Annotated in this window: 17 protein-coding genes; 10 read left to right on the forward strand and 7 right to left on the reverse strand. The window is 41.2% G+C overall.

What is annotated here, in order from left to right; all coding sequences use genetic code 11:
- Positions 1-50 precede the first annotated feature (50 nt).
- On the forward strand, positions 51-491 hold the full coding sequence (locus A923_RS0104370; RefSeq protein ID WP_017220436.1) for a YccF domain-containing protein: 441 nt from the start codon (positions 51-53) through the stop codon (positions 489-491).
- 61 nt (positions 492-552) lie between these two features.
- Here the strand turns inward: A923_RS0104370 and A923_RS0104375 are convergent, their stop codons facing one another.
- From A923_RS0104375 to A923_RS0104400, 6 genes are all read right to left on the reverse strand, one after another.
- On the reverse strand, positions 553-1791 hold the full coding sequence (locus A923_RS0104375; RefSeq protein ID WP_017220437.1) for a leucine-rich repeat-containing protein kinase family protein: 1239 nt from the start codon (positions 1789-1791) through the stop codon (positions 553-555).
- 71 nt (positions 1792-1862) lie between these two features.
- On the reverse strand, positions 1863-2651 hold the full coding sequence (locus A923_RS0104380; protein WP_017220438.1) for a siderophore-interacting protein: 789 nt from the start codon (positions 2649-2651) through the stop codon (positions 1863-1865).
- Positions 2652-2679: 28 nt separating this feature from the next.
- Positions 2680-3441, reverse strand: coding sequence for an iron ABC transporter ATP-binding protein (locus A923_RS0104385; RefSeq protein WP_017220439.1), 762 nt, complete (start codon positions 3439-3441; stop codon positions 2680-2682).
- A 58-nt stretch (positions 3442-3499) separates the two neighbouring features.
- Complete coding sequence (locus A923_RS0104390) at positions 3500-4456, reverse strand: iron chelate uptake ABC transporter family permease subunit (RefSeq protein ID WP_017220440.1); 957 nt, start codon at positions 4454-4456, stop codon at positions 3500-3502.
- Entirely contained in the window at positions 4449-5384 is a 936-nt protein-coding gene (vctD, locus tag A923_RS0104395; protein WP_017220441.1) for an iron chelate uptake ABC transporter permease subunit VctD, read from the reverse strand. Before vctD ends, A923_RS0104390 begins: the two co-directional genes overlap by 8 nt.
- A gap of 12 nt (positions 5385-5396) precedes the next feature.
- Positions 5397-6302 carry a siderophore ABC transporter substrate-binding protein gene (locus A923_RS0104400; protein WP_017220442.1) on the reverse strand — a complete coding sequence of 302 codons (906 nt, stop codon included), beginning with the start codon at positions 6300-6302 and terminating at the stop codon, positions 5397-5399.
- Positions 6303-6569: 267 nt separating this feature from the next.
- Between A923_RS0104400 and A923_RS0104405 the strand changes: the two genes are divergently transcribed.
- Positions 6570-6914 carry a DOPA 4,5-dioxygenase family protein gene (locus tag A923_RS0104405; RefSeq protein ID WP_017220443.1) on the forward strand — a complete coding sequence of 115 codons (345 nt, stop codon included), beginning with the start codon at positions 6570-6572 and terminating at the stop codon, positions 6912-6914.
- A 32-nt stretch (positions 6915-6946) separates the two neighbouring features.
- Here A923_RS0104405 and A923_RS0104410 read toward each other — a convergent pair whose 3' ends face one another.
- Complete coding sequence (locus A923_RS0104410) at positions 6947-7192, reverse strand: hypothetical protein (protein WP_017220444.1); 246 nt, start codon at positions 7190-7192, stop codon at positions 6947-6949.
- 357 nt (positions 7193-7549) lie between these two features.
- Here A923_RS0104410 and A923_RS0104420 point away from each other — a divergent pair, with 357 nt between their 5' ends.
- From A923_RS0104420 to A923_RS0104455, 8 genes are all read left to right on the forward strand, one after another.
- Positions 7550-9094, forward strand: coding sequence for an arylsulfatase (locus tag A923_RS0104420; protein ID WP_017220446.1), 1545 nt, complete (start codon positions 7550-7552; stop codon positions 9092-9094).
- 123 nt (positions 9095-9217) lie between these two features.
- Positions 9218-10195: an AAA family ATPase gene (locus tag A923_RS0104425; RefSeq protein WP_017220447.1), complete on the forward strand. Its 978-nt coding sequence runs from the start codon at positions 9218-9220 to the stop codon at positions 10193-10195.
- Positions 10196-10209: 14 nt separating this feature from the next.
- Positions 10210-11130 carry a DUF58 domain-containing protein gene (locus A923_RS0104430; protein ID WP_017220448.1) on the forward strand — a complete coding sequence of 307 codons (921 nt, stop codon included), beginning with the start codon at positions 10210-10212 and terminating at the stop codon, positions 11128-11130.
- A complete protein-coding gene (locus tag A923_RS0104435) occupies positions 11130-11627 on the forward strand; it encodes a DUF4381 domain-containing protein (protein ID WP_017220449.1) in 498 nt (165 codons plus the stop codon). Before A923_RS0104430 ends, A923_RS0104435 begins: the two co-directional genes overlap by 1 nt.
- Positions 11611-12621: a VWA domain-containing protein gene (locus A923_RS0104440; RefSeq protein WP_017220450.1), complete on the forward strand. Its 1011-nt coding sequence runs from the start codon at positions 11611-11613 to the stop codon at positions 12619-12621. The genes A923_RS0104435 and A923_RS0104440 overlap by 17 nt, the downstream gene beginning before the upstream one ends.
- Positions 12611-14197, forward strand: a complete 1587-nt coding sequence (locus A923_RS0104445; protein WP_017220451.1) for a vWA domain-containing protein — start codon at positions 12611-12613, stop codon at positions 14195-14197. Before A923_RS0104440 ends, A923_RS0104445 begins: the two co-directional genes overlap by 11 nt.
- Positions 14190-15323 (forward strand): BatD family protein, encoded by a 1134-nt coding sequence (locus A923_RS0104450; protein WP_017220452.1) that lies wholly within the window; start codon positions 14190-14192, stop codon positions 15321-15323. The genes A923_RS0104445 and A923_RS0104450 overlap by 8 nt, the downstream gene beginning before the upstream one ends.
- Positions 15320-17503, forward strand: coding sequence for an ammonia-forming cytochrome c nitrite reductase subunit c552 (locus A923_RS0104455; protein ID WP_017220453.1), 2184 nt, complete (start codon positions 15320-15322; stop codon positions 17501-17503). The genes A923_RS0104450 and A923_RS0104455 overlap by 4 nt, the downstream gene beginning before the upstream one ends.
- Positions 17504-17536 lie beyond the last annotated feature (33 nt).

A 17536-nucleotide genomic window follows, 5' to 3' on the forward strand; every position in this document is an offset into this window, starting at 1 on the left:
CTCCAATTAGGGTTTAATCGTAATTTAAAGTAGTAATATAAGGCGATAACATGAGAACACTGGGTAATATAATTTGGTTTCTATTTGGCGGTGCGGTGATGGGATTAGCCTGGGTGTTATTCGGCATACTCGCCTGTATTAGTATTGTCGGTATTCCTTGGGGTCGTTCTTGCTTTGTTATTGCTGGTTTTTCATTTTTCCCTTTTGGTAAAGAAGCCATATTTCGAGATGAATTAACGCGAGCTGAAGATATTGGTACTGGTAGTTTCGGATTTGTCGGCAATGCGTTGTGGTTTATCTTTGCGGGCGTATGGCTAGCACTCGGTCATGTAGCATCTGCGATTGCTTGTTTCGTGACGATTATTGGTATTCCGTTTGCACTACAGCACTTGAAATTAGCGGTTATCTCGCTTGCCCCAATAGGGCAAACGATAGTTGATAAAGACGTTGCTGCAATGGCGCGTTATAAGAACAATAAATTCAAATTATAACTGCACATAAAACCCGTTTGACATATTCGTAGATGAAGATTGAACGGGTTTAAATAGCGGCTTAGCTTACACGTTGTAACAGACGTTTAAACGCTTCACTTTCTTTATCGTTTTCAGCACATACACTTAGCAAGTCATCAATAAAATGCAGTAAAGCACGATTCTCTATTTGTTTCACTTGCGCTTGCTGTGTGTCAGTTAACATGTGGTACATGGTAGCGGCGCCAAAATCACCAAAGATGATATCTGCATCAACGTCAAACAGCGTGTTGTGCGCGTACAAATCACCGTGGCAAACTTGATTGTCGTGTAAATACGTAAACACTTCATCCATCTGCGAGACGATCTTGTCAATTTGCGTAATCGATAAGCTAAAGTCTGTCGGGAAGGTATCACGCGTACAGCTGTTAAAGCACGGTGGTAGTCCTAAGTTAGCGTAGTGAGCTGGGATCAAGTTCATGATCAGTGCTAAGTAACCGTCTTCTTTTACCTGTGCTAATGATTGTACTAGGCTAGGGTGGTTACCGACTTTCAAACACGCTTGTAACTCATCTTCTGGATAACCATCACTGGTCACTTCACCTTTAAATACTTTGACTGCAATTTCATCAGGGAACTGAGTTTGTTGCTCATTCCACTCCGCTTTTGAGATCACGCCTGATGCGCCTTGGCCAAGTACGTTTTGTAATGTATAACTTGATGAGGCTAACTGCGGCACGCTATCAATTGATACGTTAGTCTGGCTAAATGGATTGCCCGAGAAGGCAAACCAAGCCAGTTTAGGCAAGCCGAACAGCTGTTCTGGGCATTCCGTCAGGCGGTTCGCTGAAATACGGACTAGCTCTAGGTTATGACACTGAGACATCGTCTGCGGTAACGCTGTTAAACAGTTGCCTGCTAGGGCTAGTTTTTGTAAACGCGGGCGCTCACCTAGTGAGTCCGGTAATACTTCAAGGCGATTATCCGTTAAGATCAACCAACGTAATTTTATTGGTAATGATGCGACCGGTACTTGGTTAATTTGGTTTGATTTAAAGCCAACCATTTCTAGATTTGGGCACTGACCAAGTACTTCAGGTAGCGTTACAAATAAGTTGTTTGATGCAAACAAGATCTTCAACTTGGTTAACTGGGTTATCTCTTCTGGCAGCGTTGTTAACTGGTTATTGGATAAATCGAGGATCTCTAAGCTGCTCGCGAGTGACAAGATTTCGAGTGGGAAAGCGGTTAGGTTTTCAGATAATGTTAAACGCTTAATACCTGTTAATTCACCAGATTTTAGCTGAGATAAAGTGTGCAAAATGATTTAGCCCGTTATTAGAATGATACAAAACCGGGCTAGTTTACGCGAAAACGAAGTCAAAAGGGGAATTAACCACTTAGCTGTGCTTCATTATCATTACGTTTTGCTATTTTATGGCCATCTTCAGTACAGCCTGATTTCCAGTAACTGCTGATATAAATATTATCTTTGTCGATGGCTTTATCATTTCTAAAGTAAGTACGTAAGGCGCGCATATCCGAAAACTCACAAGCACACCAAACCGAGACCTCACCTTGTTGCCAGGTTAATGTTTTTACTGCCGTCAGTAAGTTTGTCTTGGCAGTATTAGCGATAACCCAAATAACCTCGATACCATCAGGCTTAGTTAACGCTTGTTTATCATCGCCATGATTTATTTTGATAACCGCATAACTATTAGCTGTTGCTGGCAGTTTGGTTAGCTGCGCAGCTAGGGCTGGTAACGCTGTCATATCTGCAACTAAAAAGTACCAATCAGTATCTACATTAATGGGTTTAATTTCCCCAGGGCCTGCGATTGAAATGGTATCGCCTACGGTTGCTGATTGTGACCAGTGCGCTGCAAAACCACCCCCATTATGATCATGCTCATGGCGCACAAAATCAACGTCAAATTGATCGAGCGATTGGCGTAAATGACGAATGGTATAAGTACGCATCTTAGGACGTTCATCAGCCCCAAGCTGTGAAAGGTCTGTATCACCTTGTTCCGTGAATAAGAGCTTAATATAGCCACCTGCTGCATCGGCGGGGAAGTCAGACAAGTCATCAGCCTGAAAGCTAATACGTTGCATGTTAGGCGTGATTTGTTGGCTGTCTATTACCGTTACTAACCTACCGTTTGGTTTCTTGCTCATCTTTATCCCCTTAATATTCTGGTTGCGATTACTGCCCGTAGTACATGCAAATACGTTTGCCGTTGATTTCGTGAATATCAAAATCAGTGTCGTAAATTTCAGATAATGTGGCTTGGTTAATGATCTCTGCGACGGTGCCGTTGGCAACCACCTTGCCTTTCTTCAATGCCACAATATTGTCTGAATAACACGATGCAAAGTTAATATCGTGGATCACAATAACCACGGCTTTACCTAACTCATGCGCTAAGGTTTTAATGTTTTGCATTATTTGTAATGAATGCTTAATGTCGAGATTATTCAGAGGTTCATCTAAAAATACATAGTCGGTATCTTGCGCTACCACCATGGCAATAAACGCTAATTGACGTTGGCCACCACTGAGCTCGTCAAGATACTTGTTTTCAATCGGTGTTAAATCTAAATAGCCAATGGCTTTGTTAATAACGTCATTATCGTTAGCTGTCAGCTTGCCCTGGCTATAAGGATAGCGCCCAAACGCGACTAATTCTCGCACTGTAAAGCGCATGTTGAGATTGTTAGATTGGCGTAATACCGCCAGTTTTTTAGCCAGTGCTTTGGTATCCCAATCTAATACGTCTTGGTTATCGATAACCACACTACCACTGTCTTTGTTTAATAAACGACTGGCCATCGACAATACGGTACTTTTTCCTGCGCCATTGGGGCCGATAATCGAAGTGACTTGGCCTTTAATAAACGAGGCCGAAGCTTGGTCGACAACTTTGTGCTGGCCAAATGACTTAGATAAATTAGTTAATGAAATCATGTTGTATATATCCTGCCTGTTCTAGTAAGTAGTTAACCGTAAGTAGTCAGTAGCGATGCTATTGGATTTTTTGTCGCACAAGCAGCGATAAGAAATACAAACCACCAACAAAATTGATCACCACACTGAGCGTGGTCGAAAAACTAAAGACATTTTCGATTATCCATTGCCCCGATAACAACATCGACATTGCCATTAAACTGCTGGCAATCAGTAAGGTGTGATGACGATAGGTGTGGAAGAACTCTTTGGTTAAATTAGCCACCAATAAGCCAAAGAACATGACTGGGCCAACCAAGGCTGTTGATAACGAGATCATGATAGCGACCAATATCAATACTTGTTTAGTGACGCGTCGCGTATCTACGCCTAAGCTAATGGCATTGTCATTGTCTAACCAAAATACATCTAACACAGGTGCGAGTTTGAATAGCAGCGCGCTGATGATAAGTAGTGGGATCACGCATAAGTACACCAGTTCTTGGTTCACATTGTTAAAGCTGGCAAACATGCTTGATTGAATGCTTAAGAAGTCATTGGGATCAACCAACATCATAAAAAACGACGACACATTATTGAATAGTTGGCCGAAGACAACCCCGAGCAATAACAGCGTGATAACGTTACCCTTGCCATTGTTGCTGGCGAAGTAGAAGCCAAACAGCAATAACGAAAACCCAACCATAATGGCAACAGACAAAGCAAAGTTAACAAACGGGTTTAAGAGCAAGACACTAAAGCCGCCAAAGATAACCACGACCAATACTTGAGTGAGTAAATACAAGGCATCAAAACCCATGATACTCGGGGTTAAAATACGATTATGGGTAATGGTTTGAAACACTAATGATGATTGTGCTATGGCAATACTGGCAATGATCATGGCTAATACTTTCGGCACACGGCGGGATAAAAAGTATTCATAGTTTGACGCATCTAAGCCAATACCGATGAATAAAAATGTAAACAGTACCGTGATAACAGCCAGCGCGGTGAGCTTGATTGAATCAGACATGTTGCTTGCTCTTTACAATGAAGAAGATAAATACTGAGCCGCCGAGTATGCTGATGATCATCGAAATTGGCATCTCGTAAGGGAAGATGATAACGCGACCAACAACATCACAAAGTAAAATCAAAATCGCGCCGATAATAGCGGTTAATGGAATGTTTTTGCGTAAATTGTCACCGTAGAATTGCGCTACTAAGTTCGGTACTATCAGGCCTAAGAAGGGCAGCTGTCCAACAATCATCACCACAGATGCAGACATCACAGAGACAAGAATAATACCAATGAAGAGTACCTGTTTGTAATTCAGACCAATATTGGTGGCGAAGTCTTTACCCATACCAACCGCAGACAAGCGCGTTGCGTACCAATAGCTAATAATAGAAATGGGTAGGGCGATATAAAGCAATTCATAGTTACCTTGCAGAATGCTGGCAAAGTTAGCCACTGTCCATGCTGATAAGTTTTGCACCGCGTCATATTTGTAAGCAACGAAGGTGGCAGCAGAAGACACCACATTACCAAAAATGATACCGATTAACGGCACATAGATAGCGTTCTTAAATTGGATGCGATGGATAAACTGAATAAACACCAATGTACCCGCGATCGCCATACCAAAGATAAGTAGCAGACTGTCGCCATGGCCAAGAAAGACTAAACTTAATACATAGCCGAGCATGGCACATTCAATGGTGCCAGATGTCGATGGCGACGCAAATCGGTTTTGACTGATTTGCTGCATGATAAGTCCGGCAATACTCAGTCCTGCGCCTGATAACAAGATGGCTAACAAGCGGGGCAGGCGACTGATGAACAACAGCTCGATAGCGTCAGTATCGCCAGCTAAAATGGCAGTTAAAGACAAGTCTGCCACGCCAACAAATACCGATGCAATGCTGAGTAATACCAGCACAAATAATAACTTTTTCAAGGTAAGCCTCAATTACAGTGCGCGTGATTGCTGCATATCTTCGATCATTTTATCGGTTGCAGTGACGCCCGAAAGCGCAATGTACCAGGCGTTAATATCAAGATAATTTAACTTATCGTCTTTATAGGCTTTGGTTGATTTAACCAGTGGGTTAGCAAACTCTTCACGGGTACGACTTTTGTCTTTATTAATCAGTTTGTCTTTGTCGATAATGAATAGGTTAGCGGGATTTACGTTGCTAATAAACTCATACGAGATCAAGTCACCATGACGAGATTCTTTAATATTCGGCACCGCCTCTTGGAAACCAAAGTCACGGTAGATAGCAGAGAAACGAGATTGTGCACCAAACGTCGTGATATTACCGCCTGCACTCATGACGGTTAAGGCTTTTACGTCGTTGGTTTTGTTGTAGTTGGCAATTTCGTTGATTTGAGTATCAACGCTGGCGATCTTAGCTTCTACTTTTGGCTGAATTTCAAAGATGTCACCCAGCATACGCCATTGTTGTTGGGTGCTCTGCCAATAGCCATCTGATTCTGGTGCGAACATCACTGTTGGAGCAATTTTTGATAATTCTTTATACGATTCGACAGCGCGAGAACCAATAATAATCACGTCTGGTCTTTGCATATAAATAGTTTCAAAATCAGGTTCGTTTAAGCTACCTGAAGACGCGAATTCTTTACTTTGATATTTCAATAAATAGTCAGGCATCGTTGTCGCTTTACTTAATGCCACAGGCTTAATACCAAAATAATCTAACGCATCTAATGTACCGGTGCCAATCACCACAACGCGCTGAGGCTTAGTCTCTAATGTGGTTTTACCTAATTGATGGGTGACAGTGATGGTGTCTGATAAAGCGCTGGCTGAAAATAATAATCCAAAGAAAGTAGCTACAACTGGTCGTTTCATACTAGTGTTAATCCAAATGATAATTGTTCGTATTTCCATATCATATAGTAAAACAAACCCTAATGACCAGCAAATTATAAGTAAAGAATGTAAATCAAAAAATGTAATGTAAAACACTGTAAATTAACGTAATTTAGTGATTGTACATGTTGATTTTAGCGGTGTGCTGTTAACAGTAATGTGAAGAAAGTAAAGGACGTACTAAGGCGATAATAACTGTGTTATCTTGATTACGTTGTTTTAACGCTTTAATTTTATGAGGTATTTATGAGTTCTAACACCCATACTCGAATCCATGACAGTTATCATGCTCATTTTTATTTTGATGAGACATCGCTGGCATTAGCGACTGTATTACGAACTACGATCCGTGATGAACTTGGCTTAGAAGTCGGAAATTTAAATACCCGGTTGGTGGGGCCACATCCACAGTGGAGCTTTGCTGCTACGTTTAGCCACGATGATTTTGCTGCTTTTGTGCCTTGGGTTAAAGCCAATAGACAGGAGTTGAGTGTGTTGATACATGCAGTGACTGGCGATGATTTAATTGATCATACCAAGCATGTGCATTGGTTGGGAACACCGGTTAAACTTGATCTATCAGGTTTTTAACACAAGCTTTTTAATACCGGTGAACACCTAGGTTATTTCTGCACTAACCAGTTGATACCTGAAATATGTTTCGGGCCTTCTAAATCAACTAAGATCTCGGTTGGATCTTCAGGGTTAATTTTGATTGGAAATGCTTTTTTTGGAGCAAGTCTTGGTTCTAGTCCAGCACTAGGATAAATATCATCTTGATCTAGAGTGCCATTGTAAATTTTTTGATCGTATGAATAGGCAATATCAATCAGCACATCATTATAATCATCATATTCTTGGCTGATCACTATGGCATTTGATGGTGTCTAATCATCTGTGCCACTAAAAACAAAAAAATAAACCGCTGCCATCATTACAATAAAAGAGATTAATGCGGGTTTATTCTGTATTTCAATTCTTTCCGACATACTGCTATAACTTCCTACTGTTTATTACCCATATAAAATATAGGGGGATAATATATGGAAACAGCTCCTAACACTATTGAATTATAACTTCTTTTTTTCTGCTGAATTTATAATTAAAATGCTGATTCGTAACAACTGTACTACATTAGTTAACATTGATTGATCATATTATTCAATAACAAAAGCCAAAATGACATTCAATATTTAATTGTGTTTATAACATGGAGTACAGATAACATGGTTACTACAATGCAGAAAAGGTTAAGGCTGCTTTCATTTGCAGCCTTGGGGTTGGCGTCGCTTAATCTAAGTGCAGCTGAAAAACCGAATATTCTGGTTATTTGGGGGGATGATATTGGCCAGTCAAATGTCAGTGCTTATACCTTTGGTTTAATGGGCTATAAAACACCGAGTATTGATAGTATTGCGAAAGAAGGCATGATGTTTACCGATTACTATGCTGAGCAATCTTGTACCGCGGGTCGTTCAACGTTTATTACTGGCCAAAGTGTATTGCGTACAGGCTTAAGTAAAGTTGGTTTACCTGGTGCTGACGTTGGTTTGCAAGCATCGGACGCCACGATTGCTGAAATCCTTAAACCTATGGGTTATGCAACAGGTCAATTTGGTAAAAATCACCTTGGTGATCAAGATAAATTCTTGCCAACTGCACACGGTTTTGATGAGTTCTTTGGTAATTTATATCACTTAAATGCTGAAGAAGAACCTGAGAATATTGATTATCCGAAAGATCCTGAATTCCGTAAAAAATTCGGCCCTCGTGGTGTTATTCATTCTTATGCAGATGGAAAAATTGAAGATACAGGTCCATTAACTAAAAAACGCATGGAAACAATTGATGATGAAAGCATCGTTGCAGCCATGAAGTTTATGGATAAATCAGTAAAAGCTAAAAAGCCATTCTTTGTTTGGTGGAATGCAACACGTATGCATTTCCGTACTCATATCCAACCTTCACAGCAAGGTCAATCTAACTTAAGTAATTATGCTGATGGTATGATTGAACATGATAAACATGTTGGTACATTATTGAAGAAAGTCGATGATCTAGGTATTAAAGATAATACGATCGTGTTCTATTCTACAGATAACGGCCCACACATGAACAGCTGGCCTGATGCCGGTGCAACGCCTTTCCGTGGCGAGAAAAATACTAACTGGGAAGGTGCTTATCGTGTTCCCGCTATGGTTCGCTGGCCTGGCAAAATTAAAGCTGGTGAAGTGTCTAACGAGATCATGCATCACATGGACTGGTTACCAACGTTTGCAGCAGCAGCTGGTGATTCAGATGTGAAAGCGAAACTATTGAAAGGTCATAAAGCTGGCCCTAAGAAGTTTAAAAATCATTTAGACGGTTACAACTTCTTACCTTACCTTACGGGTAAATCAGAAACTGCACCACGTAAAGAAATCTTTTACTTCACTGATGATGGTGATTTAGCTGCATTACGTTATAACAACTGGAAAGCGGTGTTCATGGAGCAGCGTGTTCAAGGTACGATGCAAATCTGGTCTGAACCGTTTGTGACATTACGTTTACCTAAATTGTTTAACTTACGTATGGACCCATACGAAACTGCAGATATTACGTCTAATACATACTACGATTGGTTATTAGACCATGCGTACATGTTTGTGCCTGCACAAGCGTATGTTGGTGATTTCTTAAAAACATTCCAAGAGTTCCCTCCTAGTCAAAAAGCGGCAAGTTTCAGCTTAGATCAGGTAATGGATAAACTACAAGAAAGCCACAATAAATAAGTAATATCATGTTAAAGGGCGCATTGGCGCCCTTTATTTTTTATGCTTATTTATATAAGTGAGCGATAAAAAATAACACATATTCAATCTTAATCTCGTTTCAGTCATATCAGTGGTGTCATTATGGATAAACAAGCAGTCTATACGCAGCTTGAGCTACTTAAAAATGGATTACAATCGCAGGTATTGGGCCAAGCAGATATAGTCAAAGGTTTGTTAGTTGCCTTACTCGCGGATGGTCATGTACTGTTGGAAGGTTTACCAGGTACAGCTAAAACCCGCAGTGTTAAAGCGTTATCTGAATTGTTAGGACTAAGCCAAGGGCGAGTGCAATTTACCCCGGACTTATTGCCTTCTGATGTGATTGGGTATGAATCCCTATCAGTGAACAATGGTCAGCAAATTGATTTTAACCCTGGACCTGTATTTAACAGTGTGTTGTTGGCGGATGAGATCAATCGTGCGCCGCCTAAAGTACAGTCAGCACTGTTAGAGGCGATGGAAGAACGACAAGTGACCGTCGGCAATACCAGTCATAAGATGCAGCCTGTATTTATGGTAATGGCAACACAAAATCCCATAGAGCAAGAAGGTACTTATCCATTGCCTGAAGCACAAATGGACCGTTTTCTTTTTAAGCTTATCTTAGACTATCCCGACCATGACACTGAACTAGCTATCATTCGTTTAGTGCGAGGGCAGAATAAACACAAAAGTATGCAATTAACGCCATTAGATAACGCCGAGGCATTCATTTTAACGGCGCGTGATTTAGTGGATGAAGTATATATTTCTGAAAATATTGAGCAGTACATTGTTTCGTTGGTGATGGCAACACGTGATCCAACTATCACTAATAATGAACAGTTAGCCGAACTTATTCGTGTTGGAGCGAGCCCTCGAGCAAGTATTGCGTTGGATAAAGCGGCCCGTGCCCACGCATTATTGTCAGGCCGTGATTTTGTTGATCCAGATGATGTAAGAGCTGTGGCTGTACCAGTATTGAATCATCGGATCACGCTCAGTTATAACGCGGTTGCCTTGGGTAAATCAGCATCGCAAGTCGTGATTGATTTGATTAAAGCGACGCCGGTGCTTTAGGAGGCGCAATAGCAATGGATGATGCGCGGATTTACACTAATCTAGCCAGGTTAATCGCATTAAAGCAATATGCGGTGAAAATACGCCTGAGTGCCAGTTATCGGCCTGCGGGTATGCTATCTGGACAGCATGCCTCACGCTTGCGTGGCAGTGGTTTAAATTTTGAAGAATTAAGACAATATCAAGATGGGGATAATATTCGTCAAATTGATTCACGTACCAGTGCTCGTCTAGGTAAACCTTATGTGCGTATTTACTCTGAAGAAACAGATCGTCCTGTCTCGATAGTAATTGATCAACGCCTGTCTATGTTTTTTGGTAGTGTCGATAAAACCAAATCAGTGGTTGCTGCAGAGGTGGCGGCTTTATTTGCATGGATGGCACATTCAGCTGGCGACAGAGTGGGTGGTTTGGTGATCGCAGATAAAATTCACCAAATCAGCACTAAGCGTACCAGCCGAGGTGTACTGCAATTGTTAGAAACGATAGTGACAGCAAATAATCAACTGTCACTTGATCCAATAAAAGCGTCAAACAACCCCCAAACGTCTATTTTTAGCCAAGTTAAACCTTGGTTATCAAGCTTGAATAATCAAAGCGTCGTGATTCTAATTACTGACATTGAAGGTCTTGCAGAAGATGATATTAATGAATTAGAGGTGATACATCACAAGGCTAATGTTCTGTTATTTATCGTACAAGATCCGTTGGAAGTCGATATTAGTCGGGCTCATGGCCTGAGCGTTTCACAAGGACAACAGCAGATAAATATTCAAGCAAATAGTGACAGTCAGAATAAGTTTGACCAGTTATATCAAGCTAAGTTACAGCGATTAGAAAAAGCATTGGTGGCAAGCACTTTACCGATTGGATTAGTTAATACGACTGACCCGGTAGATTTGCAAATAGCGACATTATTACAGGGACATAAATAATGAATTCGTTGCAGCAACTGACAGGATTGATATTACCACAGCATGTGAGCTGGTGGCCGTTAGCGCCTGGTTGGTACGTATTGATGATGTTGTTTGTACTTGTGTTAGGTATCTTTATTTACCATAAGCGTAAGCATTATATTAACAATGCCTATCGACGCAATGCATTATCACAGCTGCAGTTGTTATCAATGCAGGATGCGACGCAGATGTTAGGTATCTTACAGCATGCACTTAGCTATGCACTTAACCATGCTCTTAATGATGCGCTTAGTCATACTACTGCACAGCAGGTTGAATTACAGGAGGAGACATTTTTAGTGAGTCTAAACAAAGGCACCGAAAGTGTGTCTTTTACTCATGTTGATTGGCAGTTATTAAACCAATTGGCTTTTCAGCAGGTAGATAAAATTAACTGTAATGATGATGAGTTCGCTACCTTGAAAACGAAGTGCCAACAATGGCTACAGGGGCATCATTATGAACATCACACTTGAGTACCCTTGGTTACTATTGCTATTAGTATTACCTTATTTTATTCATCGTTTTTTACCTGCATATATGCAGCCGAGTGTGTCGATTTATATCCCATTCTTTCAGCGTGTCGTCGCTGCCACAGGTCAAACTCCTAACGCTGGGGCTGTTGCACATCAACGTCAGCTTATTCAGTCTATTGCGTTGATTTTATTTTGGGTTGGATTGATATTTAGCTTAGCTCGGCCGGTCTTATTAGGTGAAGTCCAGATCACGGAGAAAACCGGCCGTGACTTGATGATCGCAGTCGATTTATCGCAATCGATGGAACAAAAAGATTACTTTATGGCGGGTGATGACCAGCAGGCTATTTCAAGAATTGATGCGCTTAAAGCAGTACTAAGTGCATTTTCCAAGGAGAGAACTGGCGATCGTCTGGGATTGATTGTGTTTGGATCTGGTGCGTATTTACAAGTCCCTTTCACTGACGATCTACAATTATGGTTAAATTTACTCAATGACATGGACACTCAAATGGCTGGGCCTGCCACCGCGATTGGTGATGCTATTGGCTTATCTATTCGTGCATTTGAGCAATCTAATTCGACTCAACGTTTGTTACTGCTAGTGACTGATGGTAGTGATACCAACTCACGGCTTGATGCTGTTGATGCTGCTCGTGTCGCGGCAATTGATGGTATAAAAATTTATACCTTAGGCATGGGCGATCCTGAAACCGAAGGTGATGATAAAGTCGATTTTACCAGCCTTGAGAAGATCGCGAGTGTCAGTAATGGGGCGAGTTATGTCGCCGCAGATAGTGATAGTTTACAAAAGGTGTTAGCTGATATTAATAATATAGCGCCTGCTAATTATGAACAGCAGCACTTTCAGCCTAAAACCGATCTATACCCTTGGCTGATGGGGCCATTGTTACTTTTTTATGTGTTTGTTTGGAGTTTTCTAACGATAAAAACTTATTGGCAGAATAGCAGGAGAGGCAAATATGTTGAGTGACCTCCAGTTTGTTCAACCGTTATGGTTGCTGTTATTTTTACCCATTTCATTATTGTTATTTTTGTTGTGGCGTAGCCGTATTCAGGCCGTCTCGCTGGCAGGTCAGGGTATTATTGCTAATCATCTGGCACGTGTATTTTCATTACAGGGTAATAAAAAAACCAGTTTAAAACCTATTCTGCTCGCGCTCATTGGTACTGGTCTTGTTATTATTGCCATCGCCGGGCCGCAAATACAGTTGGCTGGCGATGAGAAAATAAATGCACCGCTTATTATTGCATTAGACCTGTCCATATCGATGGAAAATGAAAAGCAGTCTGGTGTTTCAGATTTACAGCGCGGTAAATTAATAGCCGATCAGCTATTGCAGCAAGGGTTCAACCGTCCCGTGTCATTACTTGCGTTTGCGGGTAGTAGCCATCAAGTTTTACCTGTTTCAGAACAGTTAAAATTATTGCGCTTGTATCTAGGTTATTTAGCGCCCTCGGTCATGCCTGAAGAAGGAGATGATCTTAATCAGTTATTACAGGAAGTTAATCGGATTAAAGACGGACAGCAATTTGGTTATGACTTATTAATTATCAGTGATGGTTTTAGTGTCAACGTGGCTGATTTTAACCAGGCTAAAAAATCCAATAATGTGTTACTTGTTGCCTTAACGGACACTGCCGTACAGCAAGCTAAATCACTAGATATAGCCGTATTAACGGGTAAATACTTAGACAGTGCAGACAGTAGTCTTTACCTGCGATTAACGGATCTCGCAGATAATCATCGTGCTGGAGATCAAGCGCTGACCAGTATAGGCTACTGGTTGTTGTATCCGGTGTTATTGATGGCGTTGTATTTCTTCCGACGTGGTTTTAACTTGCACTGGGCTGCTGTAATCGTACTTGTTGTTAACTTGAGCCCAAATACTGCAGAAGCTGCTTTTATTGATTGGTGGATGACGGCCGATCAACAAGGGGCTTATTATTTTAATCAACAAGACTACAAAGAAGCTGCGATACGTTTTCAGGATCCAAACTGGCAAGCTGCGGCTTATGTCTATGCGAAGGATTATCGTAAAGCGGCGGCTATTTATGAACAGCAAGATGATTTGACTGGGTTATTTAATTTAGCTGTGACTAACAGCGAAGGGCGTAATTATCATCGAGCGCAAAAGTTGTATCAATTATTATTAGAAATTGATCCTGATAACGCTGATGCATTAAATAATCTACGTATTATTACCGCACTAATCGAAGAAATTAAGCTCACAGCTGAAAACCAACAAGAAGAAAAACCGCCCAGTGAGAATGCCGATTCAGAGGATATGATCGATGAACAATTGGCTGCAGAACGCGAACAAATAGGCAAGGTAACGCTTGAATTAGAAACGCTTTCACTAGATGAATTACTGGGTAGCGAACAGAAAAAGCAGCAATGGTTACGTGATATAAGTCGTGATCCTAAGTTGTTTCTAGGATCCAAGTTTCAAGCACAATATAATAAAAAGCATAATAAACAGTATAATAAAAATTATGACAAACAGAATAATAAACAATTAGACACTACAGGTGGTGTGAATGAATAAACTCATCATCCTTCTTTGCATTGTACCGCATCTGCTATGGGCTAAAAGTATACCCGCTGAAAAGCAATCTCAAGTAGCAGTGATCACGTCAACGATTAATGAATATCACCCCGTGGTTGGGCAAAAGGTAACGATAAACTATTTGCTTGCGGTGAAAGGGTATTTTAATGGTGCGACGCGATTTCAATTACCTTCTTTATCCAAGGCGCGTTTGGCACAATCGTCTCAATTTGCCATTAATGGTAGCACTGTTATTGACGGTGAAAAATATGCGACTCAGCTTTGGCAGATAGATGTATACCCAGAGCATAGCGGTTTACTCGAATTACCGGCCTTGAGCTTCAATGTTGAATATAAGGGCGCTGAAAGTGATAATCATGTGAGTCAATTGCGCAGTGAAAACTTAGCTGTATTTGCTTATGTGCCTGAACCTTTAAAACAAATTAAAAAATATATCGTGTCTAGCGATGTGCAGCTTACTCAACGTTGGTCTGAGCCGCAGACAAGTTATCAAGTGGGGGATATCATTCAGCGAGATATCACGATTAATGCCAGCGATATAAAGAGTATCCAAATACCGGCAATCAAGTTTCCTATTGTTGAGGGCATACAAATCAATGTCCAAGAGCCAAAGCTTGATGATCAAAGTAATCGTGGAGAGCAAACCGCATCAATAAAGCAAACGATTACTTATGTCATCAAACAGGCTGGTGATTATCAGCTTGGCGGTGAACAGTTAAATTGGTGGCATCTCGAAAAAGGTTTACAGCAAAGCTATTTTGAAGAAAATACTATCAAGGTATCAGGCTTTAGCCCTCTGCAAAAAAAACGCTTAATCGTCATCAGCACCGTTATTCTATTATTGTTATTTAGCTATTTAAAATATCGAAAAATGCCACCCAGTCTTAATTCCCAGCTTAAAAAATCGTTAAAAAACAAACAGTGGCCACGGTTTATCGCTTTGCTTTACCAAAAAGCAGATCTACATGCTAATTTGGGGTTATTGAAAGAAAACCAAAATAGTGAAACTGTCGCGCAGTTATTTGAAGCGTCTTATCAAGCACCGGCCAAAACAGCTGGAAAAGACAAGTTCAGCGCCTGCAAATTAAAAGAATTAATCAAATGAGTTATTTAATGCCTTTAATCATGTTGTTGTTCAACTTAATTTTATTCTCGTTAAGCGCTGTTGTGCTTGCCCAGCCCAGCTATATGGTTAATGAAAACTATGTGGGTAACGACACTTGTATTGATTGCCATCAAAGTGAAACTGCCAACTGGAAACCTTCCCATCACGCTAATTCTATGCTGCCAGCTAGCGACAATAATGTACTCGGGGACTTTAATAATGTTCGCTTTGAGTCTAAAGACGGCTGGACTATTTTCAATCAAGACCAAGCGGGCTATTACATTGAAACTGGGCAGACAGGTCAAAAAGGCAGGCGCTATGAAGTGCCTTACGTATTTGCTTATACACCTTTACAGCAAATATTGGTTGATATTGGTAAGGGGCGCTTACAAGCATACCCTGTGGCTTGGGATTCTCGAGATAAAGAAGAGGGAGGCCAACGTTGGTACAGCCTTTATGAAGACACGCATACACCAGGCACTCCTTTTAATTGGCAGGGACAGTTTAACAATTGGAACGCCCGTTGCGCTGAGTGTCACTCCACGGATCTAAAGCGTGGCTATGATGTTGAAAAAGACAGTTATAACACGACATTTAGTGAAGTGAATGTCAGTTGTGAAGCTTGCCATGGACCAGCTGAAAAACATATCAACTTAACCAAAGCGCAGCAAGGCTCAGTTGCCAATTCAGGCTTTAAAAACAAGCAGTATAAAAAGTTGGCTTGGATATTCCAAGATGGGAAGAATACTGCCGAGGTACTTCAAGGCAAACCCGTTTCTATTGACCATGGCCAACCAGACCAATGCGCAGCATGCCATAGTCGACGTGCATCATTAACTGATGGCAATGATCCAAGTGAGTTTACTCAGCACTATATTCCGCGTTTGGCACTACCTGAACTATATTACAGTGATGGACAAATTCAGGATGAAGTATACGTTTATGGTTCATTCAGTCAAAGCAAGATGGCTGCTGCTGGTGTGACTTGCAGTAATTGCCACGATCCCCATTCTGGTAAGGTGCTAACACTAGATAATAACCTGTGTGCGCAATGTCATGTGCCAAGCAAGTTTGATCCACCTGAGCATACTCTGCATGATTCAGGATCACCCGGTAGCCAATGTATTGACTGCCACATGCCTGAAAAACGTTACATGGGCGTCGATGATCGTCGTGACCATGCTTTCCGTATTCCGAATCCTTGGGTGAGCGAAAAACTAGGTACACCGGATGTATGTTTAGACTGCCACCAAGATAAGAATAGCCAGTGGTCACAAGGCCAGTTAAAGAGTAGAAAAGCTGACGTATTTGGTCAATACGATGATATCGGTACCGCGTTAGTCCTAAATGCAGAAAATCCGCCACAAGGGCAAGCTAATATCGCGAAACTGGTGGTTGATGAAAGCCAACCTGCAATGCGCCGTGCTGTATTACTTGGTCATCTTGATATGACTAAAATGGAAAATATGCAGATCTTGAATGAGGCGGCTAACTCTTCTGAAAGTTTAGTTAAGTTAGGTGTTATTGCTGTTTTAGAGCGTTCTTCACAGCAGCTTCAATTGCAAGTCGGTTTTGGGTTGCTATATGACGACCATAAAAATGTGCGCCTGCAAGCGATTAAATTACTCGCCCCTGCATTTCGCCGGGAGTTACCTGAGAAAGCGCAAAAACCAATGCAAGATGCTTTGATGGAAGCGGTCACGACTTATCAAAAGCAACAGGATTTATTATCAGCACAAATTGCGCTGGCAGACCTCGCTTATAAAGTCGGGGATCTTGAACAGGCGCAGGTGCAGTATTTAAATGCTGTGCGGATCCAGCCCAGCTTTTTACCAAGTAAACTTAACCTCGCGAGTGTCTATCGTGAAACCAGTCAGTTAGATAAAGCCCGTGTGTTACTCGAAGAGATATTAGTGGTTGAGCCAAAGCACGCGATGGCCTTACATAACTTAGGGCTGATATATGTCGTCAAACGTGACTGGCCTCAAGCCTTGGATGCGCTGATTAAAGCCAAGCAGATTGAACCTGATAATGCGCGCTTCTCTTTTGTCTATGTATTGGCTTTGGAAGCGAGTGGTAATTATAAAGACGCGTTAATGCAGGTCGATATGCTAGAGCAACGTACACCTGGTGATCCCGCGTTAAAACAATTACGAGAGCGGTTACAAAGCCAGCTATAAAAAACTATAAAACCAAGTGAAATAAATGGAGTT

This window comes from Moritella dasanensis ArB 0140, assembly GCF_000276805.1.
Lineage (GTDB): Bacteria > Pseudomonadota > Gammaproteobacteria > Enterobacterales > Moritellaceae > Moritella > Moritella dasanensis.